Here is an 18,897-nt window from a genome sequence, read left to right as displayed (position 1 = left end):
GAGCGCAAGCCGTTTTTTATTTATTTTTTCATTAACAAGTAAACGAAGTAAGGAGCGCCAATCAGCGCTGCCATGACACCTGCCGGGATGCCGGACGGTTCAAGGATATTGCGGCCAATCGTGTCAGCAACCAGTAGCAGCCAGCCACCCAGCAGAATCGCCACGGGCAGGAACAATTGATGGCGCGGCCCGACGAGCGCTTTCGCGAGGTGTGGGGCCATCAAACCGATAAAGGCGATGCTTCCTGTGACTGAAACAGCGGAAGCGGCAAGGGCGACCGCCGCAAGCAAAAGAACCGCGCGTTCTTTGCCGATGTTGAGCCCGAGCCCGATGGCGGCCGGTTCCCCGAGCCCTAGAATATTCAGGCGATTGGCTTTATACAAGACAAACGGTATGAGGATGACGAGCCATGGCAACAACGCTAGAATAAAGGGCCAGTCGGTGCCCCAAATCGAGCTAGCCAGCCAGCGCGCGATAAAGTCGACTTTTTCACGGTCGGCCGATGAAATGAGCACGATCATGACACCGGATAAGGCCATTGAAAAACCGATGCCGACCAGCACGAGGCGGACCGGCTGGAGGCCGGTCCGCGGATCGCGGGAAAACAAGTAAATCAGTATGGATGTAATAAACGCACCGATAAACGCAACGAACGGGAGCATGAATGTAAAAGATCCCGGGTCGACCGGCATGAACAAAAAGAACACGGAAATGGCAACGCCAGCACCAGAATTGATGCCGATGATACCCGGATCTGCCAAATCATTGCGGGTGATGCTTTGCAGCACAGCACCTGATAACGCAAGCGCCATTCCGGCCAGGAACGTGATCAATAGCCGAGGCATCCGCACAGAATACAGCACGAATTCTTCTTTAAAGTCGCCTTGGCCAAACAGAACCGGTAAAATCCGATCAAAGCCGAGTGTAGAATAGCCGAGGCCTAAGCTGAGTATGGCGGTTACGATGATCAACGCGCCAAGTACAGCAAGAGTGATGCGTTGTTTTCGAATCACGTATTGTTGAATCATGAGAACGCACCTCCTCCTTTACGGACGATGAGTAGGAAGAATGGCAAGCCGAGCACAGCAACAATCGCTGCGACCGGCGTTTCAAAAGGCGCATTGATGGTGCGGCCGAACAAGTCGGCGAGTAGCATGAAAATTGCGCCTGTTACAGCAGACATCGGGATGATGAAACGGTAATCGCTCCCGACGATGGCGCGGACGATATGCGGAATCATCAAACCGATAAACGCCAAGTTTCCGGCGAGCGCAACCGCGGCGCCGGCAAGCAGCGTAACAACGACAAACAGCATCGCCTTGATCTGCCCGGTCTTCTGGCCGAGCCCGATTGCTGCTTCCTCACTCAAACTCAGTACCGCAAGTTGGCGGGATAAGAGTAGCGCTGCCAGCAGTGCGAGTGAGATAAACGGCACGATAATCTGGAGCTGTCCCCAAGAGGTACCGATCAATCCGCCCGCAGTCCACATCGAGACATCTTTTGAGATTTTAAACAATAAGCCGATTGCTTCTGCGATAGCCGTCAAAAAAGCAGATACTGCAGCACCGGCAAGAATGATGCGAAACGGCGAAAAGCCGCCGCGGTGGGATGCTCCGATGCCAAACACAAGACCAGCCGCAAGTGCAGCACCGATAAAGCAGGCGATCATAATGCCGAAATAATTGACTCCCGGAATAAAAGCCAAAGTTGCCGCGAGCGCCGCATTGGCACCAGCCGTCAATCCGAGCAGGCCGGGGTCAGCAAGTGGGTTGCGGGTCATGCCTTGCATGATCGCCCCGGACACAGCAAGCGCTGCGCCGACAAAGACAGCCGCCGCTTCACGCGGCAGACGGATTTCCCGGATGACTAAGATTTGCTGTCCGGTGCTGTCGGAAAACAAGGCGAGCCAAAGGTTTTTCAGGCTGACATCGGCTGCGCCGAAAATCATAGACACGACAAAAGCCAGCACAAGTGCTAGCAAGCTCATTCCTAATATGTAAGTGTAACGGACGTTATAACGCATGCTTCATCATCTTTTCCATAGAAAGGATAAAGGGATTCCGCTGAGCAGAGCAGAATCCCCTTTGGTATTATTGGCCAAGGAATTTTTCTTGGAAGTAATCAAGTTGGTAGTCGAGTGAAATTGGATCGTTGAAATAGAATTTCTTCGCATCGACTTCAAACACACGGTCGTTTTCAACAGCTGGTGTGTTCTGGAAAAGCGCAGTTTCTTGGAATGAATTGTCCTGCTCGGAGTCTTTGCTGAAGATTACATAGTCGCCCATGTATTCAGGCAAAACTTCTTGTGATAAGGCATAGAAACCGTCAGCAAGTGCCATTTCTTCGACTTTTTCAGGCATTTTCAACTTCATTTCCTGATATAGGATTTCAGTTCCTCGGCCCCAGTTATCGCCGAATACATACAATTGCTTGTCAAAGTTCTCGATGACCGATACGGTCGCATCTTCGCCGATTTCAGCGCGGACTTCTTCTCCAGCCGCTTGTGCGCGCTCTTTGAAATCGTCCACCCAGTTTTGTGCTTCTTCTTCTTTATTAAGTAATTTTCCAATTTCTACATGCTGTGTCAAATAGTCAACTTTTCCGTAAGTGTAGGTTACAGTTGGAGCAATTTGTTCGAGTTTGTCAATGTTTGCAATGGTAGAATAACCGATAATCAAATCTGGGTCCAATTCGATGATTTTCTCCAGGTTTTCTTCTGATACTTCTTCAACGCCTTCTAAATGATCCTGATAGTTTGGGTTATCGATTGACCAAGCGTCAATACCGACAAGAGGGACATCAAGTGCCATGACGTTGCCACCGTAAGCCAGAACAAGGACGCGTTGTGGATCTGCAGGAACTTCAACCGTGCCGTTTTCAGATTCGTATTGGATTGTGTCAGCTGCGCGTTCAGTTCCTTCCGCACCGCCGTTTTCTTCCGTTGTTTCTTCTTCTGTAGAACCGCAGGCGGCAAGCGCCAGCATAATAAGTAAGGCGATAGACAATACGATGAGTTTTTTCATGATCAGGTCAAGCTCCTTTAATTAAATTGTATGTGAGGCAAATCGGTTTTTGCGTGCGCGGGTCCAGGCCGATTTCCGCGTCGATGCGGAACACTTCCCGCAGCACATCCGGTACAATCACTTGTTCTGGAGAGCCCGCCTTGATGATCTGGCCGTCTTTCATCGCGACGATATGGTCGGCGAAGCGGGCGGCATGATTCAAATCGTGCAGCACCATGACGATGGTGCGCTCTTCGTCTGCGTTCATTTGCTGAAGCAGCTCCAAAATTTCCAACTGATGCGCCATATCGAGGTACGTAGTCGGCTCGTCGAGGAAAATCATTTCCGTTTCCTGTGCGAGTGCCATTGCAATCCAGACGCGCTGTCGCTGGCCGCCCGATAATGCATCGACGGGGTGGTATTTGAAAAACTGCGTGCCGGTCACATTGAGTGCCCAGTCGATCATCTCGTAATCCCGTGCACTCAGCTTGCCGAATCCCTTTTGGTAAGGGAAGCGGCCATAGGATACGATCTCACCAACGGTCAGTCCGGACGAATTTTCCGGTGACTGGGGGAGAATCGCCATTTTCTTCGCCAATTGCTTTGTTTTCTCTTCAGCAATTAGCTGGCCGTCGAGAATGACCGAGCCGGCTTCATGCGGGATGACGCGCGTCATCGCTTTTAAAAACGTCGATTTACCGCAGCCGTTCGGGCCGATAATGGCGGTTATTCTTTTATCAGGAATCGACAGGGACAAGCCTTTGACGATTTTCCGTTCGCCGTAGCTGACTTCCAGGTTTTCGGTAAAAAGCCGTCCCATCGGCAGCCCTCCTTTTCTGGAAAATGTATTTTTGCAGCCGAAAAATAAAAAATAATATGTATTGATAATGATTATCAATTTCATTACAATGAATACTATAAAGCTATTGAGAATCATTGTCAATCAGAATTACTATAGAACGGGGATGGAAATAATGGCCAATCACGACATTTATGACGTAACCATCATCGGGGGAGGTCCAGCCGGCTTGTATTCCGCTTTTTACAGTGGCCTTCGGGGCATGAAAACGAAAATCATCGAGTTTCAGCCGCGCCTTGGCGGCAAACTTCACGTCTATCCGGAAAAAATGATTTGGGACGTCGGCGGACAGACGCCAATACGCTGCGAACAGCTCATCACCCAATTGGTCGAACAAGGCTTGACCTTCGAGCCGACCGTCTGCTTAGGTGAAAAAGTCGGAAGCATGGCCAAAAACGAAGACGGCTTGTTCGTGCTCGCCTGTGCATCCGGAGAAATCCATTACTCGAAATCGGTCATCGTCGCTGTCGGCGGCGGTATCCTGAAACCGCAAAAACTCCAAATCGAGGGAGCCGAACGATTCGAAGTGGCGAACCTCAATTATACGGTCAAAACACTTGAACGCTTCCGCGGCAGTACCGTCCTCATTTCAGGCGGCGGCAATTCAGCGGTCGACTGGGCGAATGAACTCGAGCCGATCGCAGAAAAAGTCTACGTCGTCCACCGTAAATCCGAAATGACCGGCCACGAAGCGCAAGTGCGCCAACTGCTCGAAGGCCACTCCGAATGCCTGCTCGACTCAGGCATCACAAGACTCGTTGCATCGGACGCAGGAGACCGCGTGGAACTGGTGGAAGTCATGAACCAAAAAACGGGTGAACGGCGTATGCTGGCGGTCGATCAGCTCGTCATCAACCACGGTTATGAGCGCGATGCGAGCCTCGTGGAAAACAGTCCGCTCGATTTGGCGATTTCGGAAGGCTTCTATATTAAAGGAACCCCGGCAAGCGAAACGACCGTTCCCGGATTGTTTGCGGCAGGGGACATCCTGCAGCACGAAGGCAAGCTTAATTTGATCGCCGGCACGTTCACAGATGCCGCCAATGCAGTCAATAAAGCGAAGCAATTCATCGATCCGGACGCTGCGCGCAGCGCGATGGTGTCGTCCCATAATGATGTTTTCAACTCACGCAACCAGGCGCTGAAACAGAAAGCGCTGCACTGACCGGTTTGTTTACGGCTGATGCTTCAAGGGTAGAGAAGAAGCAGAACAGTACAATAAATCGGAGGAGGAATAGAAATGGAATTAAAAGATTACGGCGCCGAATCCTTTGTCGTCAATATCGAGGAAGCGACAAAACAAAACGACACTTTCCGGACAGCTCTTTGGACCGGGAAAAACTTGCAAGTGACATTGATGAGCATCGCAGCAGGCGATGACATCGGCCTCGAAGTCCATGAACATGGCGATCAGTTTCTTCGCATCGAAGAAGGAAAAGGCCTCGTGCAAATGGGAGACAGCAAAGACAACTTAAGCTTCGAAGAAAAAGCGGAAGACGATTACGCCATCCTCATCCCCGCAGGCAAATGGCATAACGTCACGAATACGGGCGACAAGCCGCTGAAAATCTATTCCATCTATGCACCGCCTGAACATCCGCATAGCACCGTGCACGAAACAAAAGCACAAGCGGATGCAGCGGAAGAAGAATAAAATATAAAACAAAGACCGGACGACAATTTGTCGTCCGGTCTTTTCTATGAATCAAATCAATGGGCAGAAGCGGAGCGCTGAGCCCGCTCCTTTTTTCCGTGGAGGAAATAATACGGCACAATCAGCGCGAAAACGACAAGCCCGAGCAAGCCGTAAAGCGCACTGTATCCGGTGAACGGAATGATGAAGCCGAGCACATAAGGCCCGACGCCGAGGCCGCCGTCCATCGCAACAAAAAATGTCGACGTCGCGAGTCCCATGCGGTGGGGAGGCGTCAACTTGATGGCGACCGCTTGCGTCGTCGATTGCATATTGCCGAACCCGAGTCCGATCAAAGCCCCGGCGAACAATAAGCTCCAGCTCGAATCAGCACTGCTCAATAGCAGCAACCCGGCGGCGAGCGATACCAAAGCCGGATACATAATGTAATTGGCGCCATAAAGATCCATAATCCGCCCGGTGAAAGGACGTGTCAGCAGAATGACGATAGCATACACTAAGAAGAAGAAACTCGCCGCTTCCACCAGCCCTTTGTCATTGGCATAGAAATTGATGAACGACAGCACGCTCGAATAGCTGAGCGCCACCAAAAACATCACGATGGCGATTGGCACTGCGTTCGCCTCCAAATAATTGGAAAGGCGGAAACCGCTTTTCTGGTCGCTGACTGGCGGTTTTTCCACCGGTGGCACTTGGACGAAGCGACTGAGGATGAGCGCGGACAGCGCGATCACCGTACAAACGGCGAAAATCATGTTATAGCTCGTCCACTGGCTCATCATCAACCCGATAAACGGGCCGAACGCAGCGCCAAGCGTTGAACTCATGCTGAAATAGCCGATGCCTTCACCTTTACGCGAATGCGGAATGATTTGCGCGGCGATCGTCCCAGCGGCCGTGCTCGCAATGCCGAGTGTGGCGCCGTGCAAAAAGCGGTTGAGCATCAAAAACGGCAAGCCGAGCGGCAGAAAATACAGCGCGGTCATCCCGACGAACAAAGCAGAACCGAGCATGAGCGCCCGCTTGCGTCCAATCATATCGAGTGTGCGGCCGATGACGAGGCGTCCGGCCAAGGCACCCAAGATGAAAATCCCGGTCACCAGTCCAGCTTCACTTGTCGAAGCCCCGTATTCATCTACAGCGTACACGGCCATCGTCACAATCAATAAATAAAAGACCAGCAGCAACAGAAAGTGGACAATCGAGACGCCGATAAAGTCCCGCGTCCACAATTTAGGTTTATTGTTACTCAAATGTAAGACTCCTTTAAAAGCATAAAAATAGATCTGTATGTAATATATCTATCTGTTAACCGTAGCAGAAGGCGGGGGTATCGTCCAATAATGGTATGTAAAAAGCGCCCGCGAAATAGGCGGCGCCGTGTGCTGGCAGCTGGAGTTTTGGTGTTTTAAAGTAACGCGGTTATTCTTTTCATCATCAATCAATCCGCCGCCTCGCTTGGGGTTGAGCTTTCGTAGTAAGCCAGGAAGACCAGCTGTTTTACTACTTCGCTTCACCCGTAAGCGCGAGGCGGCTTTTACATTTCGCTGGTAGGTAGGGGACAGTGAATTAGTGTCGTCTTCTATTCGATGCGCATGACTGTAACTGGACACATAAAGGGGAATGAGGGCTTGAAAATGAGTCGTTACTGGTGATTTAGCAACGGGCTCATTCCCTCTATTATAACTTAAAGAAATGATGAAACTTATTTCTACTTAAAAACTAGAGATGGAGCGGAAGTGGCCGACTCCGCGAGCCCTCCGGAAAGCGTGCCACTGTAGCATAATCTCCAGGCACACACTTTTTAATTTAATGATTATAATTCACTTTCACCCCGAAGCAATATCCCCATAAAAGGTCATCCGGTTCTTGCCGTTTTCTTTCGACACGTACAATGCTGCATCCGCATACGACAACAGCGTATACAAATTCTCCGCATCATCCGGGTAAATCGAAATTCCGATACTGCAGCCGAGCTTTACGTGTCCGGCCTCCACCGTAATCGGCATGCTCAATTTTTCGATCAGCCGATCCGCCAATTTGCGTGTCTGGGTTTCGCCAAAGCTTGAGCAAGGGGACAACAACACAAACTCATCGCCGCCGATTCTGGAAATGAATGCACCCTTAGGTAGTTCCGCTATCAGCCGGTCCGCCACTTTCTGCAGCACATGATCGCCCGCCAAATGCCCTAACGTATCGTTAGCCTTCTTGAAGCCATCCAAATCCAAATAGAAAAACGCCAACTTTTCTTTTTCTATCTGCGTTTTTTTCATCATTCGGTCAGCGGCCTCCTCTAGTGCGATGCGGTTCGGCAGACCGGTCAATGGGTCGCGCTGCGCCAAATCCTGCATGCGCACCAAGTCGGATTCCGTCATTCCGAGCGTTGCGACAAGGCTTTCCAACGAATTCGACAAGTCCTCGATTTCGCGGACGCCGGTATTTTTCGGCAAGTTCAGCTCTTGTCCTTTACGGAAAGCTTTCGCCTTTAGGGAAATATCATTCAACGGACGTGAAATGCGTCCGGCGACAAGCCAGCCGCATATTGCGAAAAGAAGCGCACTGGCCAATCCGCTGAGCATGATCAAACGGCTCAAATCGCGAGCTGTGGCGAAGGCAGTATCTTCCGGCTGGCGGACAAGCACAGTCCATTCCAAGGCGGGATAATCCCAATTGGTGTCGCTGCCGGTATAGCCGGTCAAATACGATTCGCCGTCCGGCCATTCTTCCAACACCCAGCCGGCAGTCGTTCCTTGTGCAAGTGAAAAGGAATCGTTGGAAAGCTTGTTGCCGAGATACTCTTCGGGACCTAAAATGACGCGGTGGTCACGGGGGCTCAGCACGAACACTTCGAGTTCATTTTCACTGCCGTTCAGCGGCCGCAGCACGAACTCCATGACTTCTTCTGCCCAGACCCAGCTCAAATGAGCCGCGACTACGCCGCCGAATGAACCATTCGGGTAAATGATCGGCACGCTGATGTCGATAAATTCAAGATTACGGCCGCCAGGGTTCGGCAGCAGTTCGGCCAATAGGAGGGCTTCGTGGACATCGCCGATAAAGTCGGATTTTCGGGCTTCAGTGTAAACCGGCCGCTCCGATAGGTCCATCCCCTCGAGCATTTCATTGGTCGAAGCAATGAGGGTGCCTGCTGAATCGGTAATGCCGATCCAGGAAAAAGCAGGGACTTGCTTTTGCAGCAACTCGATTTTAGCACGTCTTTCTTCCGGCACTGCGGTAAGTTCGAGTTCTTCGATTTCCCCGAAGGTTTTGATTTCACTATAACGTCCCCACATGTATTGATCCAAGCGGTCTTTCATCTGGAATGCTGTACTCGACAGCGCGTTGCCGCGTTCTTCCTTCAGTCGGCTTGTGCTCACTTCGGACACGAGGAGGCTGAGAACGGCCGCAAACAGCAGGATGAAGACAGCGAATATGAGGCCCCAATAATTTCTAAGTGATAATGGTTTCATATGAATTCCTTCCGAAACAGGCATTTTTAACGAATATGGCAATTATATCAAAAGTCCTGTATAAAAGGTGAATGAAGGCAAAAAGAAACAGGCAGCAAAAGCTGCCTGTTGTTCGTTATTTTGCTGCTTCGATGACCGAAGCAATCTTAGTGATGACAAGCTCACTGCCGAGCATTGGCGATTCTTTTTTCTCTTCGCCTGCATCAGCGTCAGCTTCCGGGCGTTTGTGCGCTTGTTTGAAAACATCGCTCGTTTTCCACGCTTCATAGTTTTCTAAATTTTCCCAATACATATTGACATTCAATTCATCGAATTCTTCCAGGTTTTGCGTGATGGTCACTTCAACTTTATGGAAGCCTTCCATTTCCTGCAATGCGCCGGGACGGGTGAAGTTCGGGGCCATCTTTTCAGCAAAGCCCGGTTTCATTTTAATGCGGTTCGTAACGATATACATATGAGCATGTCTCCTTTTTTGGTGGGATACGAGATACTCCCACTGTATCACAAGGATCCGCACTTTGTCCGTATAGAGGCGGATCAAGCATTTGCCGAGCGACGGCGTTTTTCGCTTTGGTCGATCAACTTCGAGCCGGCCAAATCGCCTGTGACGTTGAGCATCGTGGCGCCCATGCCGACTAGCGCATCGATCGCAGTTAGGAGGGCGACCGCTTCCATCGGCAATCCGAGTTGGACGAAGACAGTGGCGATCATGACGATTCCAGCACCCGGAATGCCGGCGGTGCCGACGGTTGCGAGTGTGCCGATTAGGACGACTAGGAACATTTCGGACAAGCTCAGCGGGTCACCGATAATATTGGCGGCGAAAATGGCAGAAACGGCGATGCGGATTGCCGCGCCGTCCATATTGATCGTCGCGCCGAGCGGCAGGCTGAAGCCGTACAAGCTTTTCGGTATGCCGAGGCCGCGCGCCGCTTCAAGCGTCAACGGCAAAGTGCCGGAGCTGCTTTGTGTGACAAATGCCGTCAGCATCGGCGTACGTGCATGTTTAAAGAAAGTCAGCGGATTGACTTTGAACAGCAGCATCGCCACTGTGTAAATCGCAATCTGGACTGCGATGGCGATATAAAGAACGACGACCATGCCGCCGAGTGATACGAGCGTAGCCATTCCCTGTGAACCGACCGTCTCCGCCATGATGGCGAAAATGCCGATCGGCACGTATTGAAGAATGGCTCGTAAGACGAGCAATGTTGCTTCGTTTAAAGCGTTCACGGTTTTCATCAAATGATTGCCGAGCTCGCTAAATTCCGCAGAGCTTCTCATATAAGAAAGCGCGATGCCGAATGCGAATGCAGTGAAGATGATGCCGAGCAAATTCATCTCACTAAATGCCGCGATGATATTCGACGGGACAATGTTCAAGAGAACACTGGTGAAGCCGGGGTTTTCCGGTACGTCGAAAGTTTCCGATCCGTCGAGCTGCATGCCGGATCCCGGCTGGAAGATGCTCGCGACCGATAAGCCGACGACGATGGCGAATGCGGAGCTTAGCGTATAAAACAGAAACACTTTCCCGCCCATGCGGCCAAGGTCGCCGATACGCGACTGGTTGATGCCGACAATCAGCGTCAGAAAAATCAGCGGCACGATCAGGAAGGTCAGGAGCCGCAGCAATAGATCACCGAGTGGCGCAAGCACCGCGGTCTGTTCGCCGAACACGAGTCCTGCGGTGACGCCAAGGATGAGCGCGATGGTGATTTTTACGATAAGGGATGTATTTGCATAAGATTTCCAAAGAGTTTTCATAAGCGCCTCCTGTATATTTTTTAAAAACCTTATAAACTTAGTCGGGTTTGACTTTATTACGATAGCGTAAGCTTTTTGTTTTGTCAAAGAACGGAACTTGGCAGGAGAACGGGACACGCGCGACGAACATAGCGGACAGAAGATAGGAGGTATCGGTTATGCAGAGTGGACTGATAGGACTAGGAAAAATGGACAGCAATCTTAAGCACAATTTAACGGATCACGGCTATAAAGTAATCGGCTATGACGCCTATACAGCAGGAGATTCGATGCAAGCGGTCATGTTGGACGAGATTAAAGGCGTCATGCATGCATCCGGTGAAGGGCGCTGGACGGTGGAGACCGTGCTCGAACTGGAAGTGCCGGCGCCGGTCATCGCCATGTCGCTCATGATGCGCGACCGGTCGCGTGAAGTGGACAGCTTCTCCGGCAAAGTGGTTGCGGCGATGCGCCGTGAATTCAGGGGACATGCCATAGAAGCGAACACGGAGAAGGAGTGAGCGCGATGAACCGGCCGATCGCTTATTTGGGTGTCGATGTCGGCACGTCCTCGACCAAAGCAGTGATCTACGGCGCCGGCGGCCAGCTGCTCTCACAAGCGCATCGCTCGTACCCGCTCGACACCCCAAATCCGTTCACTGCCGAAGTGGATCCACCAAAAATTTTCCATGCGCTAATGGAAACGATTCAAGAAGCAGTAGAGAAAGCCGGCGATGTCGAACTGCGCTTTCTGTCGTTCTCCGCCGCCATGCACAGCGTCATCGCCGTCGACGAACACGGCGATTTGCTGACGAAATGCATCACTTGGGCAGATACGAGGAGCCAGAAAGCGGCTGCGGAAATCCGCTCGGCACACGGCGGGCTGTACCGCAAAACCGGCACGCCGATCCACGCGATGTCGCCGCTGACGAAAATCCTTTGGCTCAAGCAAGACCAGCCTGATTTGTTTGACAAGACGGCGAAATTCATCGATTTGAAAAGCTACCTGCTCCACCGCTTGTTCGGCGTTTGGCTCATCGACGAATCGCTCGCCAGCGCAACGGGCCTCTTTAATCCGCTGACACGGGACTGGGAAGAACAAGCACTCGAGATTGTCGGCATCACCCGTGATCAGTTGCCGCATATCGTCCCGGTTACGCACAGTTTGACGGGCATGGATCTGCGTCTCGCCGAGGCGATGGGAATCCCGGTCGGCACCTGTGTGATCGTTGGAGGGAGTGATGGAGCGCTGTCGAATATCGGACTCGGTGCTGCGCGAAAAGGGACGCTAGCGGTCACAATCGGCACGAGCGGCGCGGTGCGGACGATAACGAATCAACCGGTGCTCGATCCACTTGGACGCACCTTTTGCTATGCAATCAGCCCGCATCAGTTCTTGGTCGGCGGTCCGGTCAATAATGGCGGACTCGTCTTAGGATGGCTGATAGATGTCTTCGGCGACAGCGACACGTCCTACGAACAATTGGTGGAACTGGCGCGTCCCGTTCCGCCTGGCGCGGACGGCTTATTGTTCCATCCGTATTTGACGGGGGAGCGTGCGCCGCTCTGGAACGCTTCGGCGCGCGGTTCGTATTTTGGGCTGAGCATCCATCACACGAAAGCGCATCTCATCCGGGCCGCTTTAGAGGGTGTTTTGTTCAATTTACACGAAGTGCTGTTGACGGTGGAATTGTTGACCGGCAAAACCAATCATATTCAAGCGTCCGGCGGCTTTTCCAGGTCCCCCATTTGGCGCCAAATGCTCGCGGACATTGTCGGCGTGCCGGTGAATTTTCCGAAACAAATCGAAAGCGGCTGCCTTGGTGCCGTATTGCTTGGGCGTTATGCTATGGGTGAACTGCAGGAACTCGGGGAAAGCGATTGGCCGGAAGCGGAAGTCTACCGGCACGAGCCGGATGCTGCTGCGGCGAAGGTGTACCGGGAATTGATGACGATTTATTTGGGTGCCGGCAGGCTTCTGCAAGAAGGCTATGCGGAAATCGATGAATTCCAGCGCCGCCACGCAACCGATCAAGACGATGCTATTGATGGATGATTATCAGAAAAATTAAAAAATATTCTATAATTTCCCAAAAACTCATGATACGATAGTCGTATGTATAGAAGATTCTTAGCGAGTAGAGCAAAGGCTATCGGTCAGGGGTGAGGGAATGAACAGGATGGACGGAATGGTGGGCTACTATTTAGCGCCAACCAATTGGATGTGGGAATTGGCCGGGTTTTTAGTTGTCACCGGTGTCGCCATCTTTGTCGTGAATTGGATGCTGCGGAAGATTTTGAGGGTTGAGCGCAAGAAGTTCTTTTCGGATTCTTCGAATTACGTCAATGACCGCCACCAGAAAGTGGATGGGTATTTCCGCTGGGGAGGAGCAGCAATCTCCCTCGTAGCGCTTTTTACATTTTTTGAACAAGGCCCTTGGGTTCCTTTGGCAGTGATGATGGTCATCGGGGGAATTCAGGAGCTGTTCACCGCTCATATGGAAAAAAAGCATTCCGATAATCCGAATGATTATAAATTTACATTAATACAGATGCCGACTGGGCTGGTCATTGTGTTTACGTGCGCCGTTGCATTTTTCCCGGAATTTATCGAAATATTTTTTAAGGACGATTAAACCAATCGACCGTAAAATGAAATGAAAAAGGAGGAGAGCGAATGGTTCATCAAGGAAAAGTACAGCGCTGGCTGATTGTCTTCATGTTATTGGCGGTCAATTTGCCTCCGCTTTTTCTCGGTTCATTCCCGACCGGGTTTGCGCTGTATTTTCAACTGTTTATCTCCGTCTTGATTGTGCTGGCTTTATTTATCAAAGCACACGTAAAGGTCCGCAGAGACAATATCGTCTACCGTGTCGAATGGTGGAGTGTGCCGCTTTACTATAAAACGGTGTATGCGGATGAAGTCCGGCGCATTGATTTCAAGCGCAGCAATTGGACAGCGAAAGTGGCGATCGTCCGTGTGAAAAAAGGAATCGACCTGCGTTTTGCGTTGTTTCCGGACGAGTTGTATAGCGAATTGGTGCAATTTGCGGAACGGAATAAGGTGAAAATCCGCAAATCCAAAAACTATGAAACGGTGGAAAAACTTGACAGCAACCGTTTACGGTAATTTGAATTTTAGAAAATGTTTCACGTGAAACGCTTGGAAGGGGCAGTGAAGATGAAGCTGGAAAGCGAGCGATTGCTGTTGCGCCGTTATCGTGACGAGGATTTTGAATTTCTTTTCTCGCTCGTGAAGCAGCCGGATGTCATGCGCTATATTGGAGACGGCACAACGAAAAATCGCCATCTCGCGCTGGAGTTTCTCTATTGGATTTACCGCTCGTACCGGGAACATCCGCGCAATGGCCTGTTGCTGCTCGTCCGAAAAGAAGACGGTAAGCGCATCGGGCATGCGGGGCTCGTCGAGCAAACCGTGGACGGGACAAAGGAGCTTGAAGTCGGCTATTGGCTCGCGCCGGAATTTTGGGGTCTGGGTTATGCGCGGGAGGCGGCGGCCGTTTTGTGTCAGGAAGGGTTCGGGGAGCACGGGCGCAATCGGCTGATTTCACTGATCCAACCCGAAAATTCGGCTTCCCGCAAAGTGGCGGAAGCGATTGGCATGACCTGTGAGAAAAAACTAATGCGAGGCGGGCAATCCGTGCTTGTATATGTGCTAACAAAGGAGAGGTGGCATGGAGTTTCCAATACTTGAGACACAACGCCTGAGATTGACGGAAATTACAGAGCAGGATGCGGAATGCTATTACGCTTTGTTGCAGCGGAAAGATGTGACCTTTTATTACGGCATGGACCGGCTGCTGGAAAAAGAAGAAGCGGTCGAGATGATCCGCGCTTTTCGCGTGGTGTTCGAAGTGATGCGCGGCATGCGCTGGGGCATCCGGTTGCACGGGGGCGAAGAATTGATCGGCACCATCGGGCTGAACCAGCTTCACTTGCGCTCGAAGAAAACCGAAGTCGGCTATGAACTGCATCCTGATTACTGGCGCCAAGGAGTAATGGAAGAAGCGTTGGCGGCGGTGCTTGCTTACGCGTTCGATGAGCTCGGCTTATACCGTATCGGTGCTACCACATATCCAGAGAATACCGGTTCGAACAGGCTGCTGGTGAAGATGGGGTTCGCGCAAGAAGGGCGGCTCCGCGGGTATTTGCATCAGGGCGGCGAGTCGCACGACGCACTGGTCTTTTCGCTGCTCGCCCCGGAATGGCAACAGCAGCAATCCGAAAAACGACGCCCGAAAAATGGTGACGCGCTATGAACTTTTCAGCACACGACATGAGCGAAACGGATGTGCAGGCGCTTACTGCTAATGGGGGGTTCTGCTATAGTAAAACTAGGGCGGTATCCTACCGGAACTGCACCTGCACAATCTTCACCAACCGAATAGATCTGCCTTGATCTGAAATACGACAGGGACGGAGAAACCGAAGCATTCAAATTCTGTCCGTCCATTCAAAAGCGGCGGGCTTTTTTCAAAGGTTTCCTTCCCGGAAGGAGAAAATGATGGAAAATACAGCCTCATTGATGAAAATGAAAAAACAAGGAAACAAAATCGCGATGTTGACGGCGTACGATTACCCGTCTGCAAGCATTGCAGAAGCCGCCGGGGTCGATGTGCTGCTGGTCGGTGATTCGCTCGGCATGGTTGTGCTCGGCTATGATTCGACCGTCAAAGTGACCGTCGATGACATGATTCACCACGGCAAAGCGGCACGGCGCGGCGCACAGGACACGTTCCTCGTCGTCGATATGCCGTTCGGTTCGTTCCACGGCGGCTTTGACCGGACGCTCGGTCATGCCATCCGGATATTCCAGGAAACCGGCGCACAGGCCGTAAAGCTTGAAGGCGCAGGAGACGTAATTGAAGTGACGCGCAAGCTCACCGAGACCGGCATTCCAGTCGTTGCACATCTCGGCTTGTTGCCGCAAAGCGCGGCTGTGCTCGGCGGTTACAAAGTGCAAGGAAAAACCGCAAGCGCTGCGAAGCAATTGATCGAAGACGCAAAAGCGTGCGAAGTGGCAGGCGCATGCATGCTCGTGCTTGAATGCATACCGCATCAACTGGCCACACAAGTGACAAAAGAACTCAGCATCCCGGTCATCGGCATCGGTGCAGGCAGCGAAACCGATGGCCAAGTGCTCGTCTACCATGACACGGTGAAATACGGTTCGCATCACGTACCGAAATTCGTCCGTTCCTACGCAGAAGCGGGTGATGCGATGAAGCAAGGTCTTGAGCAATACGTCCAAGAAGTGAAAACGGGCGTGTTCCCAGCAGAACAACACCACTTTACGATGAAAGAAGAAGAGCTCGAGCAATTATACGGCGGATCGAAATAAAAAGAGGGATTGTCCTTAAAAGCCATTTCATGGCCTTAAGGACAGTCCCTCTTTTTAACTATCATGAACAGCTTTGGAAGTATAACCGATAATCAATGTGGCGATTCCGAAAATCAGGCCGATGAAAGCGACCCCGATTCCGGAACCGACCATAGGGCCGATGATATTGAGGAAGACAACATATATGAGAAACGGCAGTAAAAATGCAGTGAAATAGCCGGACTGATTCCACCGGTGACGCTTGTCTCCGGAGAACATTTTTACAGCAACACTTAACAAGGCTATATAAGCAGCTAAAATCAGTATCATGTCATCGCCTCCAATCCTATTCCTTATGGCTGCTGAAAGCCGAACCGGGTGACGAACAGCAAAACAGCATAGAGCACGAAGAGAATTCCGTGGCCGTTCATGAGTAGCATGCGATAGACACCTTTCATACCGAATGCGGCAGCCGCGAACCCGATGACAGCCAACATCAGCGGCGAGTAAAAGCCGAGCGCGGTCACTCCTTCTAATAGAGAAGTCCCGAACCGACTGGAGGAATAGGCGAGCGGAATCAGCAGTGCGAGGAATAGTAAGAAAGATAATGTAGACAGCAGTTTTTGTTTCATTCGATTGCTCCTGCACTGAATAAAGCGCTAAAAATAAATGGAGAAACTAGCAGAAGTAAAGAAGCGGAAAGCAATAGAATCGTGACGGTGCGCGGCAGTTTGTCACGGCCTTTTCCCTTATACCAGCCGGAGAATTGCAGTTTATTGCGGTACAGCACAAAAATCAGCAAGAGAACGGCAATGCCGCCGAGCCACGTATACGGTTCAGTTCCCGAATCACTCGAATAAAGGCTTGCTAAAATCATTCCGCCGCCTGCCCCTAACATGATTAAAATAGCAACGATGCGGAAAAACTCCAAAAATGTTCTCATCTCTTCATTCCTTTCGTCTATGAAGTCGATAAAGCATAAATGCTTAGAAACTCGTGAAGATGACCAGCACGGCCGCAAAACAAAGCAAACTCAGAAACGCACCTGCAAACTTTCGGTTTGCTTGAAAATATTGAATGCCCAGCAATAAAAACAGCAATGCCAAAAAAGCGAAATGGTTTTGCAGAATATCTAGAGATGAATTATCTGTCTATTCCGTTCAGTCTATCACAAAAAAGGAAGAAATTAACACCTTCATTCACAATGTAAGCAAACAAAAAAGCAGCACCCAGAGTCTGATCTAAGACTCTAGGTGCTGCCTTTCTATAAGAGGCGGTTTCGATCAGCCGCCGATATATGCTGCTGGGTTGACTGCGTTTGAACGGGATCCGTTCCATGGGCCAATGTGGATTTCAAAGTGCAAGTGAGGTCCGGTTGAACGTCCTGTGTTGCCCATACCGCCGATGTTCTGGCCTTGTGAAACTGCTTGTCCGACAGAAACACCGATCGTATTCAGGTGGGCATACACTGTCGAATATGTTTGGCCATTCATCGAGTGGGTCAAGATGATGACGTTGCCGTAGCCGCCCATTGAACCGGCATGTGTTACGTAACCGCTCGCTGAAGCGAGGATCGGTGTGCCTGGGCTGTTGGCGATGTCCATTCCCAAGTGGGACTCGGCTCCTGCACCGATATCACGCCCACCAAAGCCGGACGTATAACGGCCTGCCGCCGGGCGGATAAAGCCTGAGCTTGATTGTGGTGCTGCCGCTTGTGTGACAGATACGGAAGAAGCGCTGGACGCTGCTGCTTTTTGTGCTGCTGCCTTACGTGCTGCCGCTTCTTTGCGCTTGCGCTCTTTTTCTGCTTTACGTGCGACTTCTGCAAGTCGTGCTTGTTCTTTGCCGATTTTCTTTTCCAATGAAGAACTGATGTTCATTGCTTTTGCATGTTCTTTTTCAAGAGTGGACTTTTCTTTTGCGAGGCGTTTTTGTTCTGCTTTCAAATCATCCTGCAAATCGCTTTGCTCTTCTTTCTGAGCATCCAAGGAATTCTTCAAGTCCACGAGTTCGTCTTTTTGGTCTTCTTGTGTTGCAAGTTTTTCTTCCACTTTTGCTTTTTGTTCAGCCAAAAGCTCTTTGTCAGCTGCTTGTTCGCGCATGATATCGCGGTCAGCTTCAATCAATGTATTCACGGCTGTAGCACGGTCGATCAAATCGACAAAGCTGTTGGCGCCTAGCAATACATCAATATAATCAACGGAACCGCCGCTTAGTTGAATGGCGCGTGCCCGCTCTTTCAAAAGCTCTTCGCGCTCAGCGATTTTGCGCTCGAGCTCTTTAATTGATTCTTTCAGTTTATCGATCTCGACTTTCGTTTGGTCGATCTGGGCTTGAGCCGCATCGATTTTTCCTTGAGTTTCTTCGATTTCACCGTTCAATTCCTGAATTTTGTTCATGATTTTCTCGAGTTCCGTCTGGTTCTCGACGATTGCATTATTTTTTGACTGTATTTCGGAATTCAAGTTGTTCTTATTTTGCTCGACCTGTTGTTTTTCCTTTTCGAGGTCGGACAATTTATCAGCACTTGCTGTCGGCAAGAAGATGGATAACGCCAGAACAGCAGATAATGCCGCCACAAGCCATTTGGACCATGTATTCAATGTGATTTGCTCCTTTCGAAATTCCCTAACTATTATTATTGTAGATTTATATGAAAATTATTTTTTACAGTTATAAAGACATTGCTGAAGGCATGAAAAAAGCCGGTAAAAATCCAGCAAATTTATTGTACCACCTCATAAACCTATTGTTTATTACAGTTTCTTATCAAATTTTCTTCTTCTTTGTCATAAGCGAAACATTAGGTGTTTAAATGTAATGTT

At 50.6% G+C, this 18,897-nt stretch carries 20 protein-coding genes and 1 pseudogene; 9 read left to right on the top strand and 12 right to left on the bottom strand.

Annotated elements, in window-relative coordinates:
• Positions 1–20: 20 nt before the first annotated feature.
• The 4 genes from J7E21_RS11095 to J7E21_RS11080 all read right to left on the bottom strand — a co-directional run bounded on the left by J7E21_RS11095 (position 21) and on the right by J7E21_RS11080 (position 3,822).
• A complete protein-coding gene (locus J7E21_RS11095; protein ID WP_215107611.1) occupies positions 21–1,028 on the bottom strand; it encodes a FecCD family ABC transporter permease in 1,008 nt (335 codons plus the stop codon).
• Positions 1,025–1,987, bottom strand: coding sequence for a FecCD family ABC transporter permease (locus tag J7E21_RS11090; RefSeq protein WP_483313492.1), 963 nt, complete (start codon positions 1,985–1,987; stop codon positions 1,025–1,027). The genes J7E21_RS11095 and J7E21_RS11090 overlap by 4 nt, the downstream gene beginning before the upstream one ends.
• 103 nt (positions 1,988–2,090) lie before the next feature.
• Positions 2,091–3,023: an iron-hydroxamate ABC transporter substrate-binding protein gene (locus J7E21_RS11085; RefSeq protein ID WP_215107608.1), complete on the bottom strand. Its 933-nt coding sequence runs from the start codon at positions 3,021–3,023 to the stop codon at positions 2,091–2,093.
• A gap of 7 nt (positions 3,024–3,030) precedes the next feature.
• Entirely contained in the window at positions 3,031–3,822 is a 792-nt protein-coding gene (locus J7E21_RS11080) for an ABC transporter ATP-binding protein (protein ID WP_215107606.1), read from the bottom strand.
• Positions 3,823–3,976: 154 nt separating this feature from the next.
• Between J7E21_RS11080 and J7E21_RS11075 the strand changes: the two genes are divergently transcribed.
• Entirely contained in the window at positions 3,977–5,026 is a 1,050-nt protein-coding gene (locus J7E21_RS11075) for an NAD(P)/FAD-dependent oxidoreductase (protein ID WP_215107605.1), read from the top strand.
• Between the two features lie 75 nt (positions 5,027–5,101).
• Positions 5,102–5,515 (top strand): annotated as a pseudogene (locus J7E21_RS11070) (cupin domain-containing protein); the annotation flags it as partial.
• A 56-nt stretch (positions 5,516–5,571) separates the two neighbouring features.
• On the opposite strand, the gene J7E21_RS11065 reads toward J7E21_RS11070, so the two are convergent.
• From J7E21_RS11065 to J7E21_RS11050, 4 genes are all read right to left on the bottom strand, one after another.
• Positions 5,572–6,768 carry an MFS transporter gene (locus tag J7E21_RS11065; protein WP_215107602.1) on the bottom strand — a complete coding sequence of 399 codons (1,197 nt, stop codon included), beginning with the start codon at positions 6,766–6,768 and terminating at the stop codon, positions 5,572–5,574.
• Between the two features lie 576 nt (positions 6,769–7,344).
• Positions 7,345–8,985 (bottom strand): diguanylate cyclase domain-containing protein, encoded by a 1,641-nt coding sequence (locus J7E21_RS11060; protein ID WP_215107600.1) that lies wholly within the window; start codon positions 8,983–8,985, stop codon positions 7,345–7,347.
• Between the two features lie 115 nt (positions 8,986–9,100).
• On the bottom strand, positions 9,101–9,439 hold the full coding sequence (locus J7E21_RS11055; protein WP_215107591.1) for a heme oxygenase: 339 nt from the start codon (positions 9,437–9,439) through the stop codon (positions 9,101–9,103).
• A gap of 83 nt (positions 9,440–9,522) precedes the next feature.
• Positions 9,523–10,752 (bottom strand): dicarboxylate/amino acid:cation symporter, encoded by a 1,230-nt coding sequence (locus J7E21_RS11050; RefSeq protein ID WP_215107589.1) that lies wholly within the window; start codon positions 10,750–10,752, stop codon positions 9,523–9,525.
• Between the two features lie 158 nt (positions 10,753–10,910).
• On the opposite strand from J7E21_RS11050, the gene J7E21_RS16425 reads away from it, so the two are divergent.
• From J7E21_RS16425 to panB, 7 genes are all read left to right on the top strand, one after another.
• Complete coding sequence (locus J7E21_RS16425; protein WP_215107587.1) at positions 10,911–11,252, top strand: NAD(P)-binding domain-containing protein; 342 nt, start codon at positions 10,911–10,913, stop codon at positions 11,250–11,252.
• 5 nt (positions 11,253–11,257) lie between these two features.
• Positions 11,258–12,787 (top strand): gluconokinase, encoded by a 1,530-nt coding sequence (locus J7E21_RS11040; RefSeq protein ID WP_215107579.1) that lies wholly within the window; start codon positions 11,258–11,260, stop codon positions 12,785–12,787.
• A gap of 115 nt (positions 12,788–12,902) precedes the next feature.
• On the top strand, positions 12,903–13,367 hold the full coding sequence (locus J7E21_RS11035) for a DUF4181 domain-containing protein (RefSeq protein ID WP_215107577.1): 465 nt from the start codon (positions 12,903–12,905) through the stop codon (positions 13,365–13,367).
• A gap of 41 nt (positions 13,368–13,408) precedes the next feature.
• Entirely contained in the window at positions 13,409–13,861 is a 453-nt protein-coding gene (locus J7E21_RS11030; RefSeq protein WP_215107570.1) for a hypothetical protein, read from the top strand.
• 51 nt (positions 13,862–13,912) lie between these two features.
• On the top strand, positions 13,913–14,446 hold the full coding sequence (locus J7E21_RS11025; protein ID WP_215107568.1) for a GNAT family N-acetyltransferase: 534 nt from the start codon (positions 13,913–13,915) through the stop codon (positions 14,444–14,446).
• Positions 14,427–15,011: a GNAT family N-acetyltransferase gene (locus J7E21_RS11020; protein ID WP_215107566.1), complete on the top strand. Its 585-nt coding sequence runs from the start codon at positions 14,427–14,429 to the stop codon at positions 15,009–15,011. The genes J7E21_RS11025 and J7E21_RS11020 overlap by 20 nt, the downstream gene beginning before the upstream one ends.
• A 245-nt stretch (positions 15,012–15,256) precedes the next feature.
• Entirely contained in the window at positions 15,257–16,093 is an 837-nt protein-coding gene (panB, locus tag J7E21_RS11015) for a 3-methyl-2-oxobutanoate hydroxymethyltransferase (RefSeq protein WP_215107741.1), read from the top strand.
• A gap of 54 nt (positions 16,094–16,147) precedes the next feature.
• On the opposite strand, the gene J7E21_RS11010 is transcribed toward panB, so the two are convergent.
• The 4 genes from J7E21_RS11010 to J7E21_RS10995 all read right to left on the bottom strand — a co-directional run bounded on the left by J7E21_RS11010 (position 16,148) and on the right by J7E21_RS10995 (position 18,675).
• Positions 16,148–16,402 (bottom strand): hypothetical protein, encoded by a 255-nt coding sequence (locus tag J7E21_RS11010; RefSeq protein ID WP_215107564.1) that lies wholly within the window; start codon positions 16,400–16,402, stop codon positions 16,148–16,150.
• Between the two features lie 23 nt (positions 16,403–16,425).
• A complete protein-coding gene (locus tag J7E21_RS11005; RefSeq protein ID WP_215107562.1) occupies positions 16,426–16,704 on the bottom strand; it encodes a hypothetical protein in 279 nt (92 codons plus the stop codon).
• Entirely contained in the window at positions 16,701–17,015 is a 315-nt protein-coding gene (locus J7E21_RS11000; protein WP_215107561.1) for a hypothetical protein, read from the bottom strand. The genes J7E21_RS11005 and J7E21_RS11000 overlap by 4 nt, the downstream gene beginning before the upstream one ends.
• Positions 17,016–17,355: 340 nt before the next feature.
• Positions 17,356–18,675: a murein hydrolase activator EnvC family protein gene (locus J7E21_RS10995; protein ID WP_215107556.1), complete on the bottom strand. Its 1,320-nt coding sequence runs from the start codon at positions 18,673–18,675 to the stop codon at positions 17,356–17,358.
• Positions 18,676–18,897: the final 222 nt, after the last annotated feature.

Origin of the sequence: Planococcus sp. ISL-109 (genome assembly GCF_018613655.1) — a bacterium.
Lineage (GTDB): Bacteria > Bacillota > Bacilli > Bacillales_A > Planococcaceae > Planococcus.
The sequence above is the reverse complement of the archived record's forward strand: the minus strand, read 5'-3'. Positions and strand labels throughout refer to the sequence as shown.

Bases quoted from the DNA above. Each gene is read 5' to 3' on its own strand.
- J7E21_RS11095 (WP_215107611.1), bottom strand. From the start codon at position 1,028: ATGATTCAACAATACGTGATTCGAAAACAACGCATCACTCTTGCTGTA.
- J7E21_RS11090 (WP_483313492.1), bottom strand. From the start codon at position 1,987: ATGAGCTTGCTAGCACTTGTGCTGGCTTTTGTCGTGTCTATGATTTTC.
- J7E21_RS11085 (WP_215107608.1), bottom strand. From the start codon at position 3,023: ATGAAAAAACTCATCGTATTGTCTATCGCCTTACTTATTATGCTGGCG.
- J7E21_RS11080 (WP_215107606.1), bottom strand. From the start codon at position 3,822: ATGGGACGGCTTTTTACCGAAAACCTGGAAGTCAGCTACGGCGAACGG.
- J7E21_RS11075 (WP_215107605.1), top strand. From the start codon at position 3,977: ATGGCCAATCACGACATTTATGACGTAACCATCATCGGGGGAGGTCCA.
- J7E21_RS11060 (WP_215107600.1), bottom strand. From the start codon at position 8,985: ATGAAACCATTATCACTTAGAAATTATTGGGGCCTCATATTCGCTGTC.
- J7E21_RS11055 (WP_215107591.1), bottom strand. From the start codon at position 9,439: ATGTATATCGTTACGAACCGCATTAAAATGAAACCGGGCTTTGCTGAA.
- J7E21_RS11050 (WP_215107589.1), bottom strand. From the start codon at position 10,752: ATGAAAACTCTTTGGAAATCTTATGCAAATACATCCCTTATCGTAAAA.
- J7E21_RS16425 (WP_215107587.1), top strand. From the start codon at position 10,911: ATGCAGAGTGGACTGATAGGACTAGGAAAAATGGACAGCAATCTTAAG.
- J7E21_RS11040 (WP_215107579.1), top strand. From the start codon at position 11,258: ATGAACCGGCCGATCGCTTATTTGGGTGTCGATGTCGGCACGTCCTCG.
- J7E21_RS11035 (WP_215107577.1), top strand. From the start codon at position 12,903: ATGAACAGGATGGACGGAATGGTGGGCTACTATTTAGCGCCAACCAAT.
- J7E21_RS11030 (WP_215107570.1), top strand. From the start codon at position 13,409: ATGGTTCATCAAGGAAAAGTACAGCGCTGGCTGATTGTCTTCATGTTA.
- J7E21_RS11025 (WP_215107568.1), top strand. From the start codon at position 13,913: ATGAAGCTGGAAAGCGAGCGATTGCTGTTGCGCCGTTATCGTGACGAG.
- J7E21_RS11020 (WP_215107566.1), top strand. From the start codon at position 14,427: ATGGAGTTTCCAATACTTGAGACACAACGCCTGAGATTGACGGAAATT.
- panB (WP_215107741.1), top strand. From the start codon at position 15,257: ATGGAAAATACAGCCTCATTGATGAAAATGAAAAAACAAGGAAACAAA.
- J7E21_RS11010 (WP_215107564.1), bottom strand. From the start codon at position 16,402: ATGATACTGATTTTAGCTGCTTATATAGCCTTGTTAAGTGTTGCTGTA.
- J7E21_RS11005 (WP_215107562.1), bottom strand. From the start codon at position 16,704: ATGAAACAAAAACTGCTGTCTACATTATCTTTCTTACTATTCCTCGCA.
- J7E21_RS11000 (WP_215107561.1), bottom strand. From the start codon at position 17,015: ATGAGAACATTTTTGGAGTTTTTCCGCATCGTTGCTATTTTAATCATG.